This window comes from Micromonospora humi (assembly GCF_900090105.1).
Classification (GTDB): Bacteria; Actinomycetota; Actinomycetes; order Mycobacteriales; family Micromonosporaceae; genus Micromonospora; species Micromonospora humi.
Genome location: NZ_FMDM01000012.1, coordinates 1 through 18,908 on the forward strand (window position 1 = coordinate 1; position 18,908 = coordinate 18,908).

At 74.3% G+C, this 18,908-nt stretch carries 18 protein-coding genes and 5 tRNA genes; 14 read left to right on the top strand and 9 right to left on the bottom strand.

The window, feature by feature from the left end; translation table 11 throughout:
- The coding region (locus tag GA0070213_RS21505) for a non-reducing end alpha-L-arabinofuranosidase family hydrolase (protein WP_091067709.1) at positions 1-2,006 on the top strand (2,006 nt) is incomplete at its 5' end.
- 45 nt (positions 2,007-2,051) lie between these two features.
- On the opposite strand, the gene GA0070213_RS21510 is transcribed toward GA0070213_RS21505, so the two are convergent.
- Genes GA0070213_RS21510 through bioB form a run of 3 tightly spaced genes read right to left on the bottom strand, consistent with a single transcriptional unit; the run spans position 2,052 to position 3,831 of the window.
- A complete protein-coding gene (locus tag GA0070213_RS21510; RefSeq protein WP_091067713.1) occupies positions 2,052-2,558 on the bottom strand; it encodes a GNAT family N-acetyltransferase in 507 nt (168 codons plus the stop codon).
- 3 nt (positions 2,559-2,561) lie between these two features.
- Positions 2,562-2,831, bottom strand: coding sequence for a biotin synthase auxiliary protein BsaP (gene bsaP / locus GA0070213_RS21515; protein WP_245716518.1), 270 nt, complete (start codon positions 2,829-2,831; stop codon positions 2,562-2,564).
- Positions 2,832-2,835: 4 nt separating this feature from the next.
- Entirely contained in the window at positions 2,836-3,831 is a 996-nt protein-coding gene (bioB, locus tag GA0070213_RS21520; protein ID WP_091067717.1) for a biotin synthase BioB, read from the bottom strand.
- A 120-nt stretch (positions 3,832-3,951) separates the two neighbouring features.
- Here bioB and GA0070213_RS21525 point away from each other — a divergent pair, with 120 nt between their 5' ends.
- The 4 genes from GA0070213_RS21525 (at position 3,952) to GA0070213_RS21540 (ending at position 8,471) form a co-directional block, all read left to right on the top strand.
- The gene (locus GA0070213_RS21525; RefSeq protein WP_091067721.1) at positions 3,952-5,100 is read left to right on the top strand and encodes an 8-amino-7-oxononanoate synthase; all 1,149 of its coding nucleotides are present in this window, start codon (positions 3,952-3,954) and stop codon (positions 5,098-5,100) included.
- A gap of 197 nt (positions 5,101-5,297) precedes the next feature.
- The gene (gene bioD, locus GA0070213_RS21530; RefSeq protein WP_091068426.1) at positions 5,298-6,002 is read left to right on the top strand and encodes a dethiobiotin synthase; all 705 of its coding nucleotides are present in this window, start codon (positions 5,298-5,300) and stop codon (positions 6,000-6,002) included.
- 130 nt (positions 6,003-6,132) lie between these two features.
- Complete coding sequence (locus GA0070213_RS21535; RefSeq protein ID WP_245716496.1) at positions 6,133-7,797, top strand: sensor histidine kinase; 1,665 nt, start codon at positions 6,133-6,135, stop codon at positions 7,795-7,797.
- Positions 7,794-8,471: a response regulator gene (locus GA0070213_RS21540; protein WP_091067725.1), complete on the top strand. Its 678-nt coding sequence runs from the start codon at positions 7,794-7,796 to the stop codon at positions 8,469-8,471. The genes GA0070213_RS21535 and GA0070213_RS21540 overlap by 4 nt, the downstream gene beginning before the upstream one ends.
- Before the next feature lie 18 nt (positions 8,472-8,489).
- Here the strand turns inward: GA0070213_RS21540 and GA0070213_RS21545 are convergent, their stop codons facing one another.
- The 3 genes from GA0070213_RS21545 to GA0070213_RS21555 form a co-directional block, all read right to left on the bottom strand.
- Positions 8,490-9,311, bottom strand: coding sequence for an ABC transporter permease (locus GA0070213_RS21545; RefSeq protein WP_091067729.1), 822 nt, complete (start codon positions 9,309-9,311; stop codon positions 8,490-8,492).
- Positions 9,308-10,240 (bottom strand): ABC transporter ATP-binding protein, encoded by a 933-nt coding sequence (locus tag GA0070213_RS21550; protein ID WP_091067732.1) that lies wholly within the window; start codon positions 10,238-10,240, stop codon positions 9,308-9,310. Before GA0070213_RS21550 ends, GA0070213_RS21545 begins: the two co-directional genes overlap by 4 nt.
- 114 nt (positions 10,241-10,354) lie before the next feature.
- Complete coding sequence (locus GA0070213_RS21555) at positions 10,355-11,032, bottom strand: class I SAM-dependent methyltransferase (protein ID WP_091067736.1); 678 nt, start codon at positions 11,030-11,032, stop codon at positions 10,355-10,357.
- Between the two features lie 177 nt (positions 11,033-11,209).
- Between GA0070213_RS21555 and GA0070213_RS21560 the strand changes: the two genes are divergently transcribed.
- The gene (locus GA0070213_RS21560; RefSeq protein ID WP_245716497.1) at positions 11,210-12,055 is read left to right on the top strand and encodes a hypothetical protein; all 846 of its coding nucleotides are present in this window, start codon (positions 11,210-11,212) and stop codon (positions 12,053-12,055) included.
- 85 nt (positions 12,056-12,140) lie between these two features.
- Positions 12,141-13,355: an alkane 1-monooxygenase gene (locus tag GA0070213_RS21565; RefSeq protein WP_091067740.1), complete on the top strand. Its 1,215-nt coding sequence runs from the start codon at positions 12,141-12,143 to the stop codon at positions 13,353-13,355.
- On the opposite strand, the gene GA0070213_RS21570 is transcribed toward GA0070213_RS21565, so the two are convergent.
- Entirely contained in the window at positions 13,276-13,878 is a 603-nt protein-coding gene (locus tag GA0070213_RS21570) for a TetR/AcrR family transcriptional regulator (protein WP_091068433.1), read from the bottom strand. The genes GA0070213_RS21565 and GA0070213_RS21570 overlap by 80 nt on opposite strands.
- Before the next feature lie 276 nt (positions 13,879-14,154).
- Here GA0070213_RS21570 and GA0070213_RS21575 point away from each other — a divergent pair.
- From GA0070213_RS21575 to GA0070213_RS21585, 3 genes are all read left to right on the top strand, one after another.
- Positions 14,155-14,227 (top strand) — tRNA-Gly (locus GA0070213_RS21575).
- Between the two features lie 35 nt (positions 14,228-14,262).
- Positions 14,263-14,333 (top strand) — tRNA-Cys (locus GA0070213_RS21580).
- Between the two features lie 10 nt (positions 14,334-14,343).
- Positions 14,344-14,418: transfer RNA gene (locus GA0070213_RS21585), tRNA-Val, on the top strand.
- 50 nt (positions 14,419-14,468) lie between these two features.
- Here GA0070213_RS21585 and GA0070213_RS21590 read toward each other — a convergent pair.
- A complete protein-coding gene (locus GA0070213_RS21590; RefSeq protein ID WP_217628643.1) occupies positions 14,469-15,449 on the bottom strand; it encodes an ArsR/SmtB family transcription factor in 981 nt (326 codons plus the stop codon).
- A gap of 69 nt (positions 15,450-15,518) precedes the next feature.
- Here GA0070213_RS21590 and GA0070213_RS21595 point away from each other — a divergent pair, with 69 nt between their 5' ends.
- Complete coding sequence (locus tag GA0070213_RS21595) at positions 15,519-16,337, top strand: isocitrate lyase/PEP mutase family protein (RefSeq protein WP_091067744.1); 819 nt, start codon at positions 15,519-15,521, stop codon at positions 16,335-16,337.
- Positions 16,338-16,426: 89 nt separating this feature from the next.
- Here the strand turns inward: GA0070213_RS21595 and GA0070213_RS21600 are convergent, their stop codons facing one another.
- On the bottom strand, positions 16,427-16,672 hold the full coding sequence (locus GA0070213_RS21600; RefSeq protein ID WP_091067747.1) for a DUF6458 family protein: 246 nt from the start codon (positions 16,670-16,672) through the stop codon (positions 16,427-16,429).
- 147 nt (positions 16,673-16,819) lie between these two features.
- Between GA0070213_RS21600 and GA0070213_RS21605 the strand changes: the two genes are divergently transcribed.
- From GA0070213_RS21605 to GA0070213_RS21615, 3 genes are all read left to right on the top strand, one after another.
- Positions 16,820-16,892 (top strand) — tRNA-Gly (locus tag GA0070213_RS21605).
- A 12-nt stretch (positions 16,893-16,904) separates the two neighbouring features.
- Positions 16,905-16,976, top strand: a tRNA-Val gene (locus GA0070213_RS21610).
- 176 nt (positions 16,977-17,152) lie between these two features.
- Positions 17,153-18,796: a PKD domain-containing protein gene (locus tag GA0070213_RS21615; RefSeq protein ID WP_091067751.1), complete on the top strand. Its 1,644-nt coding sequence runs from the start codon at positions 17,153-17,155 to the stop codon at positions 18,794-18,796.
- Positions 18,797-18,908: the final 112 nt, after the last annotated feature.

Sequence of the window (18,908 nt, forward strand, 5' to 3'; positions counted from 1 at the left end):
ACCACATCAACGGGGTGATGGCCCACTACAAGGGCAAGCTCGCCGCGTGGGACGTGGTCAACGAGGCGTTCAACGAGGACGGCAGCCGCCGTAACTCGAACCTGCAGGGCACCGGCAACGACTGGATCGAGGTGGCGTTCCGCACCGCGCGGGCCGCCGACCCGTCGACCAAGCTCTGCTACAACGACTACAACATCGAGAACTGGTCGTACGGCAAGACGCAGGGCGTCTACCGGATGATCCAGGACTTCAAGTCCCGGGGCGTGCCGATCGACTGCGTCGGCCTGCAGACCCACTTCACCGGCGGCAGCTCGCTGCCGAGCAACTTCCAGACCACGCTGTCCAGCTTCGCCGCCCTCGGCGTCGACGTGGCGCTCACCGAGGCGGACGTCACCAACGCCTCCACCAGCCAGTACGCCGGGCTCACCCAGGCCTGCATGAACGTGCCGCGCTGCATCGGCATCACCGTGTGGGGCGTGCGCGACAGCGACTCCTGGCGCTCGGGTGAGAGCCCGCTGCTGTTCGACGGCGGCGGCAACAAGAAGGCCGCGTACACCTCGGTCCTCAACGCCCTCAACGCCGCCGGCCCCGGGCCGACCGGCACCCCGACCTCGACCCCGACCTCCGGGCCGACCACGCCGCCGCCGTCCGGCGGCGCCGGCCGGATCGTCGGGGTGCAGTCGGGCCGGTGCGTCGACGTGCCCAACGCCACCCAGACCAACGGCACCCGGGTCCAGCTCTACGACTGCAAAAGCCAGTCGAACCAGCAGTGGACGTACACGTCGAGCAAGCAGCTGATGGTCTACGGCAGCAAGTGCCTCGACGCGAACGGCGCGGGCACCGCCAACGGCACCGGGATCATCATCTGGGACTGCAACGGCCAGTCCAACCAGCAGTGGAACATCAACTCCAACGGCACCATCAGCGGCGTGCAGTCCGGCCGCTGCCTCGACGTCTGGGGCACCGGCAACGGGCAGCAGATCCAGCTCTACGACTGCCACGGGCAGACCAACCAGCAGTGGCGGACCGACTTCGGCGGCGGCACCACGCCGACCCCGACGCCGACCACCACGCCGACCTCGACGCCGCCGCCGAGCGGCTGCGCCCTCCCGTCGACCTACCGGTGGTCGTCGACCGGCGCGCTGGCGAACCCGGCGAACGGCTGGGTCTCGGTCAAGGACTTCACCAACGTGGTCTACAACGGCAAGCACCTGGTCTACGCGTCGAATGTCAACAGCAGCGGACAGTACGGCTCGATGAACTTCGGCCTGTTCACCAACTGGTCCGACATGGCCTCGGCCAGCCAGACCGGGATGAGCCAGGGCACCGTGGCGCCCACGCTGCTCTACTTCGCCCCGAAGAACATCTGGGTGCTGGCGTACCAGTGGGGACCGACGTCGTTCAGCTACAAGACGTCGAGCGACCCGACCAACGCCAACGGGTGGTCCGCGGCACAGACGCTCTCCACCGCCACGCTTCCGGACGCCCCCTACGGCGTCATCGACCAGACCCTCATCGGCGACGACCAGAACATGTACCTCTTCTTCGCCGGGGACAACGGCAAGATCTACCGGTCGAGCATGCCGCTCGGGAACTTCCCGGGCAGCTTCGGCTCGAACTACACGACGATCATGACCGACTCGACGAACAACCTGTTCGAGGGCGTCGAGGTCTACAAGGTGCAGGGCCAGAACCAGTACCTGATGCTCGTCGAGGCGATCGGGAGCCAGGGGCGGTACTTCCGCTCCTTCACCGCCACCAGCCTGGGCGGCACCTGGACCCCGAACGCGGCCACCGAGAGCAACCCGTTCGCCGGCAAGGCCAACAGCGGCGCGACGTGGACCAACGACATCAGCCACGGTGACCTGGTCCGCAACAACCCCGACCAGACCAAGACCGTCGACGCCTGCAACCTGCAGATGCTGTACCAGGGCAAGAACCCCAGCGCGGGCGGCGACTACAACCTGCTGCCGTGGCGGCCGGGTGTGCTGACCCTCCAGCGCTAGCCGACCGGACGTGCCCGGCACCCCGCGGTGCCGGGCACGCCCGACTCAGTCGGGCAGGTCCTCGGCGAGCAGATCCATCAACAGGCCGTCGTGCCAGCGCCCGTCCGCGCCGCGCTCGTAACGGCGCATGATGCCCACCGGGCGGAACCCCACCTTCGCGTACGCCCGGATCGCGGCGGTGTTCGCCGCCGCCGGGTCGATGGTGAACCGGTGGTGGCCGTACTCGTCGGCGAGGTGCCGGACCAGCGTGCGGATCGCGTCCCCGCCCAGACCCGAGCCGCGTGCCGCCGGGTCGAGGAAGATGTCCAGGCTGGCGTGGCGGTAGTCCGGGTCGGTCTCGGCATACCACTGGATCGCACCGACCAGCCGGTCGTCGTGCTCGATCACGTAGACGGCCAACGAGTCGTCGGCCAGGTCGGCGCGGACCGCCTCGGCCAGGTCGTCGTCGCCGCGCCACCAGCGGCGTACCTCCGGGGTGGCCCGGATCGCGGCCAGCGCCGGCACGTCGGCGTCCGTCGCCGGCCGCAGCGTCACCGCCCGTCCCCGCAGCACCGCTCAGCCCCGCCGCTCGCCGTGCTCGACGCAGACCGCCGACCAGCCGGCCGGCACGACCTGCACCTTCATCCGCCGCCGGCAGGTCGCGCACCAGCGCGGCGGCTCCAGCGACCGGGCCGCCGCGCACGCCGCGTGCGCGCCGTCGGCCACCGAACCACCGCACCTGTCGCACCAGCGCGCCACGGCCGCGGCGCCGTCGGCGGCCACGACGCGGCCGGTCGGGCCCGCGCCGCCGGCCGGCGCGACGGGTCGGGTCAGCTCGCTCACCATCGCCTCACAGGGTCGCCGAGAGCGCCTTCACCGGCATCTTCAGCTCGGTCAGCAGCTTCAGGTCGTCGGTCGCCGGTCGACCCAGCGTGGTCAGGTAGTTGCCGACGATGACCGCGTTGATGCCACCGAGCAGGCCGTCGCGGGTGCCGAGGTCACCGAGGGTCAGCTCGCGGCCCCCCGCGTATCGCAGGATGGTGCGCGGCATGGCCAGCCGGAACGCGGCGATGGCGCGCAGCGCGTCCTTGCCCTCGACCACCGGGCGGTCACCCAGCGGGGTGCCGGGACGCGGGTTGAGGAAGTTCAGCGGCACCTCGTGCGGGTCCAGTTCGGCGAGCTGCGCGGCGAACTCGGCCCGCTGCTCCACCGTCTCGCCGAGCCCGAGGATGCCGCCGCAGCAGACCTCCATACCGGACTCGCGGACCATCCGCAGCGTCTCCCAGCGCTCCTCCCACGAGTGCGTGGTGACCACGTTCGGGAAGTAGGAGCGGCAGGTCTCCAGGTTGTGGTTGTAGCGGTGCACACCCATCTCGACCAGCTCGTCGACCTGCTCCTGGGTGAGCATGCCGAGCGACGCGGCGACCTGGATGTCGACCGCCTCCCGGATGGCCGCCACGCCGTCGCGCATCTGCTTCATCAGCCGGGCGTCCGGGCCGCGCACGGCGGCCACGATGCAGAACTCGCTGGCCCCGGTCGCCGCGGTCTGCTTCGCGGCCTCGACCAGCGCCGGGATGTCCAGCCAGACCGAGCGGACCGGCGAGGTGAACAGGCCGGACTGGGAGCAGAAGTGGCAGTCCTCCGGGCAGCCGCCGGTCTTCAGCGAGACGATGCCCTCCACCTCGACCTCCGGGCCGCACCAGCGCATCCGCACCTCGTGGGCGAGCTGGAGGGCGGCGGGCAGGTGCTCGTCCGGCAGGTTCAGCACGGCGAGGATGCCCGCTTCGTCGAGGCCGACGCCGTTCTCCAGCACCCGGGTCCGGGCCTGGTCGAGGATCTCTGGCATGGCCGTAACCTAACCCGGCGAGCCGGCACCGCGCCACGCCGGGGCGGCGTGGCCGGGTGGTAACTTCGCCCCGCGGAAGCGCCCGGGCGGGCGAGAGGTTCGGTGGGAGGGGACGGCGCGGTGGCGGACTGGCTGGCGGCCCTGGACCGCGGCGCCGAACTGCGCGCCGAGGCGGGCCTGACCCGCACGCTGCGCCCGCGCGCCGCCGACGACGCCGTGGTCGACCTGGCCGGCAACGACTACCTCGGCCTGGCCGCCCACCCGGCGGTCACCGCCGCCGCCACCGAGGCCCTGTCCCGGTACGGGCTGGGCGCCACCGGGTCGCGCCTGGTGCGCGGCTCCACCGACCTGCACCACGCGCTCGAGGACGAGCTGGCCGACTGGCTCGGCGTCGACCGGGCGCTGGTCTTCTCCTCCGGCTACCTGGCCAACCTCGCCGCGGTCCGAGGTCTGGCCCAGCCGCGTACGCTGCTCGTCTCCGACGCGCACAACCACGCCTCGCTGATCGACGGCTGCCGGATCTCGCGCGCCGAGACGCTTGTCACGCCGCACGGCGACGTGGCCGCGGTGGCCGCCGCGCTGGCCGCCGCGCCGGGCCGCCCCGCCGTGGTGGTGACCGAGTCGGTCTTCTCCGTCGACGGCGACCTGGCCCCGCTCGCCGAGCTGCACGCGGTGGCCCGCCGGCACGGCGCGCTGCTGCTCGTCGACGACGCGCACGCGCTCGGCGTCACTGGCCCGGCCGGGGCCGGCGGGGTGGCCGCCGCCGGGCTGGCCGGCGAGCCCGACGTGGTGGTCACCGCGACCCTGTCCAAGGCGCTCGGCGGGGCCGGCGGGGTGGTGGCCGGGCCGGCGGAGTTCGTCCGGCACCTGGTGGAGACCGGCCGCACGTTCATCTTCGACACCGCGCCGCCGCCGGCGGTGGTGGCCGGGGTGCACGCCGCGGTGCGGCTGGCCCGGGCCGGCGACGCGGTGCGCGCCGAGCTGGCCGACCGGGTGGCGCTCGCGGTGCGCCGGCTCGGCGCGGCCGGGCTGTCCGTCTCCGCCCCCGACGCGGCGGTGGTCTCGGTGACCGCGCCCGGCCCGGAGGCGGCGACCGCCTGGGCGACCGCCTGCCGCGAGCGGGGCGTGGCGGTCGGCTGCTTCCGCCCGCCGTCCACGCCCGACGGCCGTTCCCGGCTGCGGCTGACCGTCGGCGCCGGGGTGGACCGGGCCGCCTTCGACCGGGCGCTGGACGTGATCGTGGAGTGTGCGCGGGAGGTGGCGCCGTGAGCGCGAGGAGTGAGCCGGGTCTGCGAGCCCCGCAGTCGCGAACCAGGGTGGCGCCGTGAGCGCGAGGAGTGAGCCGGGTCTGCGAGCCCCGCAGTCGCGAACCGAGGTGGCGCCGTGAGCGCGAGGAGTGAGCCGGGTCTGCGAGCCCCGCAGTCGCGAACGGAGGTCATGCCGTGAGTGACGGCTGGACCGGAGCGGTGCTGGTGACCGGCACCGACACCGAGGTCGGCAAGACCGTGGTGACCGCCGCGATCGCCGCCGCCGCGCAGGCGGCCGGCCTGCGGGTCGCGGTGGTCAAGCCGGGCCAGACCGGTACGGCCACCGGCGAGCCCGGCGACGTCGACTCGGTGAACCGGCTGGCCGCCCCGCTCACCGGCCGCACCCTGGCCAGCTATCCGGACCCGCTCGCCCCGCTGGCCGCGGCCCGGGTCGCCGAGCTGCCGCCGCTGGAGCTCTACAGCGCCGTCGACGCGATCCGCGAGGAAGCCGACAAGCACGACCTGGTGCTGGTCGAGGGCGCCGGCGGGCTGCTCGTACCGATGGGGCTGCGCCCGTCCGGCGAGCCCTGGACGGTGGCCGACCTGGCCGTGTCGCTGGGCGCGCCGGCCGTGGTGGTGGCGCGGGCCGGGCTGGGCACGCTCAACCACACCGCGTTGACGCTGGAGGCGCTGGAGCGGCGGGCCGTACCGGCCGGCGTGGTGATCGGCGCCTGGCCGGCCGAGGCGGAACTGGTGCACTGGCTCAACCTGTCCGAGCTGGTGCCGAACCTGCTCGGCGCGCTGCCGGCCGGCGCCGGCGGGATGGACCCGGGCGTGTTCCGCCGCTCCGCGCCCGGCTGGCTCACCCCCGCGCTCTACGGCGTGCTCGACGACTGGCGGGCCTGGGCCGAGGAGAGCGGCTGAGCGGTAAGGCGGGGCCCCTTCTTAACGCATTCGGTATAGGCGGGGGCCCCTTTTAACACCGCCTTCCGCCGCCAGGGCGTGCTGAGCACCTGACCTTCGTCGGTGTCCGGCCCCGGCCGGCGTGGGTAGCGTGACCGCCGTGGAACTGCGCCCGCTGTCCCCGACAGCCCGCCGCCGGGCCGGTGACCTGCTGCTCTGGGCCGTGCTCGCGACGCCGGTGACGTACGCCCGGCTCACCCCGCCGTGGCGGTCGCACGAGATGCCGCTGCTGGTCGGCGTGCTGGCGTTGCTCGGCCTGGCGGTGGCGGTGAGCCGCCGGTGGCCGCTCGCGGCGGTGTCGGCGGTGGTGGCCGGCTCGCTCGTCGACGGCAACGTGGTGTTCGCCATTCCGGTCCTCGGCTACCTGGCCGGGCTGCGCAGCGCCCGCGCCGCCCCGGCGGCGGCAGTGTTCGCCGCCATCGCGGTGACCGGCACCGTGCTCAACCTCGGCCTGCTCGGCACCGAGCCGGCCACCTGGTTCCAGCTCGCCTCGGTGCTGCTCTTCGCCGGCGTGTTCCCCTGGCTGCTGGGCCGGCTGCGGCGCCAGCACCGGGCGCTTGCCACGGCCGGGCGACGGCACGCCGCGCAGGAGCGGCGGAGCGAGGCGGAACGGGTACGCCTGCGCGAGCGGGCCCGCATCGCCCAGGACATGCACGACTCGCTCGGCCACGACCTGAGCCTCATCGCGTTGCGGGCGGGCGCGCTGGAGTTGGCGACCGGGCTGTCGTCGGCGCACCGGGCGGCGGCGGGGGAGCTGCGGGCCAGCGTCGCCGCCGCCACCGAGCGGCTGCACGAGGTGATCGGGGTGCTGCGCGAGGAGCGCGCCCGGCGCCCGCCCGGCGAGTCGGTCGCCGACCTGGTCGACGGTGCCCGCGACGCCGGGATGACCGTGCACCTGACCGGCGACGCGGCCGCCGACGCGGGCCTGCCGCCGCTGGTCGCGCATGCCGTGCACCAGGTGGTCCGGGAGGCGCTGACCAACGCCGCCCGGTACGCGCCGGACGTTCCGGTCACGGTCACCGTGGCGCGCGACGCCGACGCGGTCACGGTCGCGGTGGTCAACCCGCCGGCCCCGGCCGGGCCGCTGCCCGGGCCGGCGTCGCACGGCTCCGGCCTGCTGGCGCTGCGCGAGCGGGTACGCCTCGCCGGCGGTGTCCTGGACGCCGGCCGGTGCGACGGCGGTTGGGCGGTCACCGCCCGCCTTCCGCTGCCCGGGGGCGGGTCGGCCACCCCGACCGACGGCCGTCGGCCGGGCGGGGTCCGACCCGGCGTCGACCCGGTGCCCGTCGCCGGCCTCGGCCCCCCGCGCGACGGTTGGCGGCCCGGCACCGGGCCGCGCGACGACTACCCGCGCGACGACTACCCGCGCGACGACTACCCGTATGACGGCGGGTCGGACGACGGCGGGCGGTCCGGCGTCGAGGCGCGGCGGCTGCGGGAGGCCCGGCGGCGGGCGCGGCGCAGCCTGCTCGTGGCGTTCGGCGCGCCGGCCGGGCTGGCGCTGGCGCTCGCGCTGGTCTACTACCCGCTCGCCACGGCCGGCGCGGTGCTGGACCGACCCGGCTACGACCGGCTGCGGCTGGGCGAGCAGCGCGACGCGCTCGGGTTACCCCGCCGGCAGGCCGACCCGCCCGCCACCGGCGCGGCCCCGGGCTGCGAGTTCTACACCGACGGCAACTTCCCGTTCGCGGAGCCGACCTGGCGGCTCTGCTTCCGCGACGGGAAACTGGTCAGCAAGGAGCGGATCGCGTCATGACCGACGACCACGGGCGCCCACTGCGGGTGGTGCTCGCCGACGACGAGGCGATGGTGCGCGCCGGGGTGCGGGCGATCCTCGCCGCCGACCCGGGCATCGAGGTGGTCGGCGAGGCAGGCGACGGCCACGCCGCGGTGGAACTCGTGCGCGCGCACCGGCCCCGGGTGGCGCTGCTCGACATCCGGATGCCCCGCTGTGACGGGCTCGACGCGGCGGCGCAGATCCGCCGCCTGGTGCCGGAGACCGCCCCGGTCATGCTCACCACGTTCGGCGACGACGACCTGATCGCCCGCGCGCTCGGCCACGGCGCCGCCGGCTTCCTGCTGAAGTCCGGTGACCCGAGGGAACTGCTGGCAGGGGTGCGCGCGGTGGCCGACGGCGGGGCGTACCTGTCGCCCCGGGTGGCCCGCCGGGTGATCGAGCTGAGCGGCGGGCGGCTCGCCCGGGGCCCGTCCGCGCGGGACCGGCTGGCCGGGTTGACCGATCGGGAGCGCGAGGTGCTCGCGCTGGTCGGGGCCGGCCTGTCCAACGCCGAGATCGCCCGCCGGCTGCACCTGGTCGAGGGCACCGTGAAGAGCTACCTGACCAGCGTCTTCACCCGGCTGGACGTGCGCAACCGGGTGCAGGCGGCGATCCTCGCGTACGAGGCGGGGCTGGTCCCGCCCGCCGGCTGACCAGCCCCGCCCGGCCGGTCAGGCGTCGCGCCGGGCCAGCGCCCACCGGCCGAGAGTCAGCGCGGCGCCGGTCCAGCCGGCGAGCAGCAGCAGCCCCACCGCCGCCGGGTAGGGCGCGGTGTCGCCGGCCAGGAAGTGGGTGCCGGCGACACCGGGAAAGGCGTCCGCGATCCGGGTGAGCACGGTGATGTCCGGCTCCTGCAACGACAGCGGCACGATGTAGAGCAGCGCGAGGAGCACCGTCAACGTCAGCACCGGGCCGCGCAGCGCCGCGGCCAGCCCGAGCGCCAGCACGCCCACCAGCGCCAGGTACGCGGCGCAGGCGAGCACGTCGGCCACCGTCGCGCCGAGCGGCGCCCGCCCCCATTCGCCCAGCACCGGCCGGGCCACCCCCGCGCCGACGGCGCCGAGCAGCAGCCCGACTCCGAACGTCACCGCGCCGACCACTGTCGCCTTGGCCGCGAGCACCCGGCTCCGCGACGGGGTGCAGCGCAGCGTGGTACGGATGGTGCCGGTGGCGAACTCGCTGGTGATGGCGAACAGGCCGAGGCCGATCACCACGAACTGGGTCAGCTCCAGCGAGCCGGCCACCACGTCGCCGACGTCGAGCACGCCCGGGTTCACGGTCGGGTCGTCGTCGGTGTTGGCGTTCACCGCGTAGATGGCGAGCTGGGCGGCGGTGGCCGCCATGGTGACCAGCGCCGCGAGGAGCGTCCACCAGGTGGAGCGCACCGACCAGAGCTTGGTCCACTCGGCGGCCACCGCGCCGGCGAGCGGGTGGCCGGCGGGCGCGGGCCGGGACGCCGGCCGGGACCGGTCCAGCGTGGACGACGTGGTCATCGGGTGCCACCTCCGGTCGGGCCGGCGGCGAACTCGACGCTGCCGGCGGTCAGCTCCAGGAACGCCTCCTCCAGGGAGGGCGCGACCGGGGTCAGCTCGTGCAGCCGTACCCCCAGCTCGTACGCGAGGTCGCCGACCCGGCCGGCGGTGCTCCCGGCCACGGCCAGACCGTCCCCGTCGGCGGTGACCGTGGCCCCCTCGGCGGCCAGCCGGTCACCGAGCGCGGCGAGCGCGGCCGGCTCGGGCCCGCGTACCCGGACCGAGGCTGCCGGCCGGGCGGCGATCAGCTCGGCCAGCGGCGCGTCGGCCACCAGCCGGCCGCGGCCGAGCACCACCACCCGGTCGGCGGTCTGCTGCATCTCGCTCATCAGGTGGCTGGAGATCAGCACCGTGCGTCCCTCGTCGGCGAGCCGGCGGGTGAAGCCGCGGATCCACCGCACCCCGTCCGGGTCGAGCCCGTTGACCGGCTCGTCGAGCAGCAGCACCCGCGGGTCGCCGAGCAGCGCGCCGGCGATGCCGAGCCGCTGCCCCATGCCCAGCGACAGCGCCCGGCCCGGCTTGCCGGCGGCACGTGTGTCCAGGCCGACCAGGTCGAGCACCTCGGCCACCCGCCGGGCCGGTACGCCGTTGCTGCGCGCCATCGCCCGCAGGTGCGCCGCGCCGGAGCGGGCCGGGTGCACGCCGGTGGCGTCGAGCAGCGCGCCGACCTCGTACAGCGGGTGGCGCAGGGTGCGGTAGTCCCGGCCGTTGACCAGGGCCGAACCGGCGGTGGGCCGGTCCAGGCCGAGCACCATCCGCATGGTGGTGGACTTGCCGGCGCCGTTCGGGCCGAGGAACCCGGTCACCTGGCCGGGGCGGATCTCGACGGTCAGGTCGTCGACCGCTGTCACCCCGCCGAACCGTTTCGTCAACCCACGAAGTGTGATCATGCGCCGACGCTAGGCGGCGCCGGGGGCGGGCCACCGCCGCCGAAAGCCACTCACCCACCCCCACTTTGGTAAGGCGGGGCCCCTTCTTAACGCCTCCGGTAGAGGAACGGGACCCTACTGACCGCGGCGGCGGGTGCCGGGTGGGTTCGGGTCCAGCTCCCAGACGGTGGTGCGCTTCACCCGGACGCTCTCCAGCGCCTCGGACACCGGCACGTCGTAGGTCGCCAGCGCGTGGAAGCGCTCGCGGGGCAGGAACGCCCGGTCCGGGTCGCCCACCAGCACCCGCGCGCCGGAGCGGGCGGCCCGCAGCAGGAAGCGCAGCATCCGCCGGGCCATCGCCTCGCTGTAGAAGACGTCGCCGGCCAGCACCACCTCGGCGTCCCCGGCGTCGGCGTCGAGGACGTCGCCGAGTTCGGCGTCGACGCGTACCCCGTTGGCCTCGGCGTTGAGCGCGACCGCCGCGACGGCCCGCTCGTCCACCTCGACGGCCCGGACGGCGGTCGCGCCGGCCCGGGCCGCGGCGATGGCCACCAGGCCGGAGCCGGAGGCCAGGTCGAGCACCCGACGGCCGGCGACCACCTCCGGGTGGTCGGTCACGTGACGGGCGAGCGCCTGCCCGCCGGCCCAGGCGAAGGCCCAGAACGGCGGCGGCTGGGAGCTGCGGAACTCGCCCTCGGTCAGCTCCCAGAGGCCGATCGGCTCGTCGGCCTGGTGCAGCCGCACCTCGGGGACGAACGCGACCGGGGCGAGGCGGGCGTGCAGCCGGACGAACGCGGCGGACAGCTCGGACACCCGCTGATTGTGTCTGACGGCCGAGCCCGGGCGTGTCGGCGGGCGGCGGTGACCGGTTCACCACGGTCGGTGAAACCACCCCCCGATGTTGACGTTGGGTGCGAACACGCCCGTCTACCGGGGCGGGCGGCGCGCTCCTAGCGTTGCGGGTGGACACGACCGAGGCGAGGAGGCGTGGTGAGCGGGTGGCGGCACGCGCTACGGATGGGGCTGGTGCTGACCTGTCTGGCCGGCGCCGGGTACGGCGGGGCGGCGCCGGCGCGGGCGGCGGCCGCCTTCTCCACGGAGTTGAGCGGCCTGCCGGACGAGTTCACCGGTGGCGACCGCGTGGAGACGCTCTCCGCGGTGGTGTCCCGGTCGGATCGCGCCAACGGCAACGACTGCGTCAAGGTGCGCTGGTCGATGCTGTTGCGGGTGCAGGGCCTGCGGTTGGACCAGGTCAAGGTGGACCGGGTGGAGGAGACCGGCTCGTTCCCGCTGGAGATCCGGACCGAGGGGGACACCGCGCGGCTGACCGACCGGGAACTGGATCCGGGCGTGCTCTGCCCGGGGCGCACCGTGACGGCGCAGTACCGGGTGGCGTTCGCCGAGGACGTCGGGCGCGGTCGGGTGAGCATCGCCGCCGAGGCGTACGACCCGCAGTTGCGGCTGCTGGCCCGGCGGACCGCGTCACGTCAGGTGGTGGGGGAGGCGGCCGAGCCGACGCCGGAGCCGACACCGACGAGCGCCGAGCCGACCGACCCGCCCAGCGAGGAGCCGACCGTCGAGGAGTCGGCGGCGGACGAGCCGACGGACCCGGCGGCGGCGGAGTTGCCGCCGCCCGGCGCGGCCGGGCGGCCGGTCGCCGAGACCGGCGGTTTCGGCATGGCGCAGGCCGCCTTCCTGCTCGGTGGCCTGCTGCTCTTCCTCGGCGCCGGGCTGCTGCTGCGGATGCGACGCCTGCTGCGTCCCGCCGGTGAGCCGGCGGAGGAGTCGGCGCCGACGTTCGAGCGGCGGCGGACCGTCCGGCGGCGGTGGCGCTGACACCCGCTTTACAAAAACTCCGGTCTTGTAAAAACGCTCTCCGGCTGGGACAGTCGGTCCAGGAGCAACCGATCGGAGTCCGACGATGCCTACCGACACCGTTCCGTGGCGGGACACCCGCAAGCCGCTCTGGCCCCTCGCCCTGCTCGTGCCGGCGCTGCCGTTCCTGGCCTGGTCGGTCTGGCACGGCACCGGCTCGGGCTGGGCCTGGTGGCTCACCCCGGCGGTGGTCTTCGGCCTCATCCCGCTGATCGACCTGTGGATCGGCGACGACCGGGAGAACCCGCCCGACGAGGCGGTGCCGGCGTTGCAGGCCGACGGCTACTACCGCTGGCTCACCTACCTCTACCTGCCGGCCCAGTACGGCGCACTGGTGCTGTGCTGCGCGGTCTGGGCCGGCGGTCGGCTCTCCTGGCCGGCCGCCGCCGGTCTGGTCGCCACCGTCGGGGTGGTGGACGGCATCGCCATCAACACCGCCCACGAGTTGGGGCACAAGCGGGAGCGGGCGGAGCGGTGGCTGTCCAAGATCGCGCTGGCGCCGACCGGGTACGGGCATTTCTTCGTCGAGCACAACCGGGGTCACCACACCCGTGTCGCCACCCCGGAGGATCCGGCCAGCTCGCGGCTCGGCGAGACGTTCTGGGCGTTCTGGCCGCGCACGGTCGCCGGCAGCCTGCGCTCGGCCTGGCGGCTGGAGACCGCCCGGTTCCGGCTACGCGGGCGCAGCCCGTGGACCTGGCGTAACGAGGTGCTCAACGCCTGGGCGATGACCGTCGCGCTCTACGCCGTGCTGGCGGTGGCGTTCGGCCCGGGCGTGCTGGTCTTCCTCGTCCTCCAGGCGGTGGTCGGCTTCTCCCTGCTGGAGGCGGTCAACTATCTGGAGCACTACGGCCTGGCGCGGCAGCGGACCGCGGCCGGCCGCTACGAGAAGGTCGACCCGCGGCACAGCTGGAACAGCGACCGGACCGTCACCAACGTCTTCCTCTTCCAGCTCCAGCGACACAGCGACCACCACGCCAACCCGCTGCGCCGCTACCAGACGCTGCGCAGCTTCGACGCCTCGCCGCAGTTGCCGGCCGGCTACGCCACCATGGTGGTCGCCGCGCTGGTGCCCCCGCTCTGGCACCGGCTGATGGACCACCGGGTGCTGGCCCACTATCGGGGTGACCTGGCCGCGGCGAACGTCCACCCGCCGGCCCGGGCCCGGGTCGCCCGTCGGCTCAGTCGAGCTGGCTCGGCTCCAGGCTCAGCTCCCGGGCCGCGACCAGGCGGACCCACTCGGCGATCTGCCGCCGGGTGATCACCCGCTCGTGCACCGCGAGCTGCACCGCCAGGCCGTCCATCACGGCGCTGATCCGCCAGGCGGCGCCGGCCGGGTCGGGGCAGGCGAACGTGCCGTCGGCGACGCCGTCGGCGATCACCGCCGCCAGGTCCTGCCGCCAGCGCAGGTCCAGGCGGCGGGAGAGCTTCTCCAGCTCCGGGGTACGCAGCGACTCGGCCCAGCCGTCGATCCACATCGACCACGAGGTGGACCGGCCGGTCGGCGCGTAGAGGCGGAGCATCCGGCGCAGCTTGGCCAGCGGCGGGGCGGAGGAGCGGAGCACCGCGTCGAGGCGGGCCAGATCCTGCTCGACGGCGTACGCGAAGGCCTGCGCGAGCAGTCGGTCCTTGGTGGCGAAGTGGTAGAAGACCAGCGCCTGGCTGACCCCGGCGGCCTCCGCCACGTCGGCGGTACGGGTGTTGGCGAGCCCTCGTTCCGCGATCACCTCGCAGGCGGTGCGCAGCAGCGCATCCAGGCGGATCTCGGCGGCTCGTCTCGTCACGCCGTTACGGTAACCCATCCGAATGACCACGAGGAGTCACCGGACCGGCCGGTCGGAGGTGGGACAGTCGGATGCCGGACACTCGGCCTGCCGGCCAGGATCCGCAGGTGGGCGCGGTTGTGGGCGGCCCACCCAGGCTGTCACCCAGGCTCCTAGGAAGCTTGCGGGTGATCGCGTACCGCTCCGACCCGGACGCGCCGAACGGGGATCCGATTTGGCAACCGTTCCTCCGCTCGGCTAAAGTTCTCATCCGTCACCGGGAAACGCCGGGGGCGTGCGGACGTAGCGCAGCTGGTAGCGCATCACCTTGCCAAGGTGAGGGTCGCGGGTTCGAATCCCGTCGTCCGCTCGGAGATGCCGCCACGCATTGTCGGGGGCAACCTCGGTGGAGTGGCCGAGAGGCGAGGCAACGGCCTGCAAAGCCGTGTACACGGGTTCAAATCCCGTCTCCACCTCGCATGACGAGGGCGATTGGCGCAGTGGGAGCGCGCTTCCTTGACACGGAAGAGGTCACTGGTTCAAACCCAGTATCGCCCACCACGGAAGAAGGCCGCGTCGATCACACGACGCGGCCTTCTTCGTCGTCCGGATCAGGTCGAGGCGACCACCAGCGCATCCGCCACCGCCGTCCGGCTGCTCAGCATGGACCGGCCCTGCCGACGGGTCACCACCAGGCCGGCGGCGCGCAGCGCGGTGAGGTGCTGCGAAACCCCGGCCGGGGAGAGCCCGGTCCGCCGGGACAGTTCCGTGGTCGACCGGGGCGCGTCGAGCGCCGCCAGCAGTCGCGCCCGGCCCCGGCCCAGCACCGCGCCCAACGCGTCCGGCGCGCCCACCGGGGTCTCCCAGATCGTGCCGACACCGCGCGCCGGGTAGGCGAGCTGGGGAACGTCACCGGCCGAGATGCTCAGCACCGACGGCCAGACGAACACCGAGGGCACCAGGACCAGCCCGCCACCCACGGGCACGTCCGGCGCCGTGCAGTGACGCTGGCTGACCAGCAGGGCGTCACCCTCCCAGCGGACCCGTTCGTGCAGGTCGTTGAGGAGGCCGGCGGCGCCGTCCGCCGCCATCCGGCGGGCCCGGTGGAAGACGTCGGCGTCGAGCACCGCCCGGATCCGGGGCCAGTCCGGCGCGACGGCCAACCGCCAGTACGCCTCGACCTCGGCGGCCAGTCGGGCCAGTCCGGTGACCGGGTCGGCGTACAGCGCGCCCAGCGCCGCCGGTCGGGGCCCCGGTAGCAGGTCGAGTTGGGCACGGACCGCCTCCGGTGCGGTGGCGCGCAGCGTGGCCAGCTCCTCGGCCAGGTCCGGGTCCAGGCCCGCCGGCGGCGGGGTGAGGAAGTCCGGCAGGTATCCCGGTGCCGGCGGGACCAGCGGCCACAGCAGGCCGGCCTCCGGGTCGAGCAGGCCCGCCTCGGCCAGCCGGGGCCGGACCCGACCGGCCCAGGGCAGGTGGATCGCGTGGCGGCCCGGGTCGCGGAGCACCCGGACGCCGGCCACGACCTCCCAGAGGCCGGACATCGCGAAGCGGACGCGCGCCACGGCACCCGCCGAGAGGCCGATCGCGACCACGCCGCCCCCTTCGTTTCAGCCAGGACTGAAACATTACGACGACCGGCCGCGCACGCCGAGACTGACCGGGTGAACGAACAGCACACCCGAGCCCAGCACTTCCGTAGCCTGCACGTGCCCGGCGAGCCGTTGGTCCTGGTCAACGCGTGGGACGCGGCGAGCGCCCGGATCGTGGCCGCCGCCGGGGCCCGCGCGGTCGCCACCACCAGCGCCGGCGTCGCCTGGAGTCGCGGCGCGCCCGACGGCGACGCGCTCGCCCGGGACACCGCCGTCGACGCGATCCGCGTGGTCGCCGGAGCGGTCCGCCTCCCGGTCACCGCCGACATCGAGTCCGGGTTCGGCTACACCCCCGACGACGTGGCCGAGACCGTGACCGCGGTGCTCGCGGCCGGCGCGGTCGGGGTGAACGTCGAGGACGCGCGGCACGACGGGAACGGGCCGCTGCGCCCGGTCGACGAGCAGTGCACCCGTCTGGCTGCCGTCCGGGCCGCCGCCGACCGCGCCGGCATCCCGCTGTACGTCAACGCGCGCGTCGACACCTTCCTGCGTGGCGCCGGCGGGGTGCCGGAGACGGTGGCGCGCGCCGAGGCGTACCTGGCCGCCGGCGCGGACGGCGTCTTCGTGCCGGGGACGGTCGACCCGGCGACCGTGGCGGCGCTGGTGGCGGCGATCCCCGCGCCACTGAACGTGCTGGTCGGGCCGACAGCACCGCCGGTCGCCGAGTTGGCGCGGCTCGGGGTGGCCCGGGTCAGCCTCGGGTCGGCGGTCGCCGAGGCGGCGTACGCGGTGGCCCACCGGGCGGCGGCGGAGGCGTTCGGCGCCGGAACCTACGAGGCGCTGACCGCCGCCCTCGACTACGGCACGATCAACGCCCTGATGCGGGACTGACCCGGGTACGCGGACGGGGACGCCGCGGTGGCGTCCCCGTCCGGGTCGGTTCCCGGGGACCGATCAGCTCCGTCGGCCCCCGCTGGAGATCACATCGGCGGGGCGACGTCCCGCCGCTCCTCGACCCGGCGGTACTCCACCGGCTGCTCGGCGGTGGTGGTGACCACCTGGCGGCGCCGGCCCCAGACCAGCGTCGTCATGATCAGGCCGAGCACGCCGGCCGCCATCAGGATCCAGCCGACGACGTCCAGGTCGACGCCGCCGACGTTGGCGTTGAGCGCGAACGTGAGGATCGCGCCGACCGCGATCAGGAAGATGCTCGTACCGATACCCACGACAGCCTCCTTCAAGGGGTGGTTGTGCTGTCGCGTCGGTCAGTACCCCGGCGACGAGCAGCGCAATCACGGCCGGCGGGGGGCTGTCGTGGGGCGATCTTGGCATCGGGTAGAGTTGCCCTGTCGCCGACGCGAGTCGGCGGCGACGCGGACGTAGCGCAGCTGGTAGCGCATCACCTTGCCAAGGTGAGGGTCGCGGGTTCGAATCCCGTCGTCCGCTCGCGAACTGCCCGGGCGATTGGCGCAGTGGGAGCGCGCTTCCTTGACACGGAAGAGGTCACTGGTTCAAACCCAGTATCGCCCACCGAAGATCACTTCTCCGCCGCCGGATCGGCGTGCGTCTCCCACCGGCCGGTGTCGGCACCGGCCACATCGGTCACCGCACGGCACCGAGAGCCGGCCACCACTCCACCGTGCGGGTTATGGAGCCGTGGACCGCCGCGTGTCAGGGTGAGGCCCGATACGCAGGGAGGCGGTCACATGCGGACGAGCGAGCGGGGACGATGGCGGCGGGTAGCTGCCCGGTGGGGGGTGGCGGCGGTCGTCGCGGCGGCCGGGGTGACGGTGGGAGCCGCCCCCGCGCAGGCCACCGCGACGCGGACCGTGGCGTTCTGGAGCATGGACGAGCCGGCCTCGTCGACAGTGCTCAGGGACAGCAGCGGCAGCGGTCGGCACGGCACGGTCGGCGGGGAGGTCGTCACCGGCGCGCTCTACGCCGGCGCCACCGGGCACCGCTTCGCCACCCACCTGCCCACCGAGGAACAGGCCGTGCCGGGCCACGTGGACCTGGTGCCGCACAGCACCGACTTCAACCCCGACGCCGGCGACTTCTCGGTGACCATCCGCTACCGGACCACGTACTCGTTCGGCAACATCCTCCAGAAGGGACAGGGCGACGCGGCCGGCGGCTACTGGAAGTTCGAGGCGCCGAGCGGCAAGCCGCGATGCCTGTTCCGCGGCGGCGACGGCGCCTCCCGCACCGGCTACACCGACGTGGCGATCTCCGACGGGCAGTGGCACACGGTGACCTGCAACCGCACGTCGGCCTACGTGGAGATGTACGTCGACGGGGTGCGGACCAGCCGGCTGAACGGGCCGACCGGCACCATCGCCAACTCCTGGCAGATCTCCGTCGGCGGCAAGAGCCAGTGTGACGGCAAGAAGGTCACCTGCGACTACTTCGCCGGCGACATCGACTACGTGAAGATCCTGAAGGGTTCGGGCGGCCCGGCCAACCAGGCGCCGGTGGCCGACCTGGCGCCGACCTGCGCCGGGCTGGTGTGCACGTTCTCCGCCGCCGGTTCCACCGACGCCGACGGCGCGATCCAGGACCACCGCTGGGACTTCGGCGACGGATCCACCGCCGGCACCGTCTCGGTGCCGACCACCTCCCACACGTACGCTGCGGCCGGCACCTACCCGGTCACGCTGACGGTCACCGACGACCGCGGCGCGACCGGCACCGCGACCGTGGACGTCACCGTCGCGCCGGTGCCGGAACGGATCACCTTCGTCGGGCAGGCCACCGCGAACGCCAACTGGACCAGCCACACGGTGACCGTCCCGGCGACCGTGCAACCCGGCGACAAGCTGCTGCTCCTGCTCAGTCAGAACACCCACACCGGCACCGGGGAGCCGACCGGGGTGACCGGGTGGAACCGCCTCGACCGCCTCGACGGCGGCTACGCGACCACCACCGCCTGGTGGAAGACCGCAACCGCCGGCGACGCGGGTACGGCGGTGCAGGTGGCGCTGGACAGCCAGGCGAAGGGCAACCTGGTGCTGGCCGCGTACCGGGGCGTCGCGCCGGGCGCGCCGGCGTTCAGCCGGGCCACCGACCCGGCCAGCACCGCCACCCGGATCACGCCGTACGCGCCGGTGACCACCGCGCAGAGCTGGGCCGTGTCGTACTGGGTGCACGGTGACGCGGCCTCCACCGCACTCACCCCGCCGGCCGGGGTCACGGTCCGCAGCAACAGTTCGCAGACCGGTGGCGGTAGGGTGACCGCCCTGCTGGCCGACTCGGCGAGCAGCGTTCCGGCGGGCATCTACGGCGGCCTCGCCGCGACGGGTGCGGCGGCCAGCACGACCACCACCACGTGGACGTTCGTCCTGGCCCCTTGACGCGTGAAGGCCGGCACCCGTTCTCGGGTGCCGGCCTTCACGTGTGTGCTTACTTGGTCCAGTGCTGGTTGACGAGGTCGGTGGCCTGCTTCTCCCACTGGGCGTAGGCGTC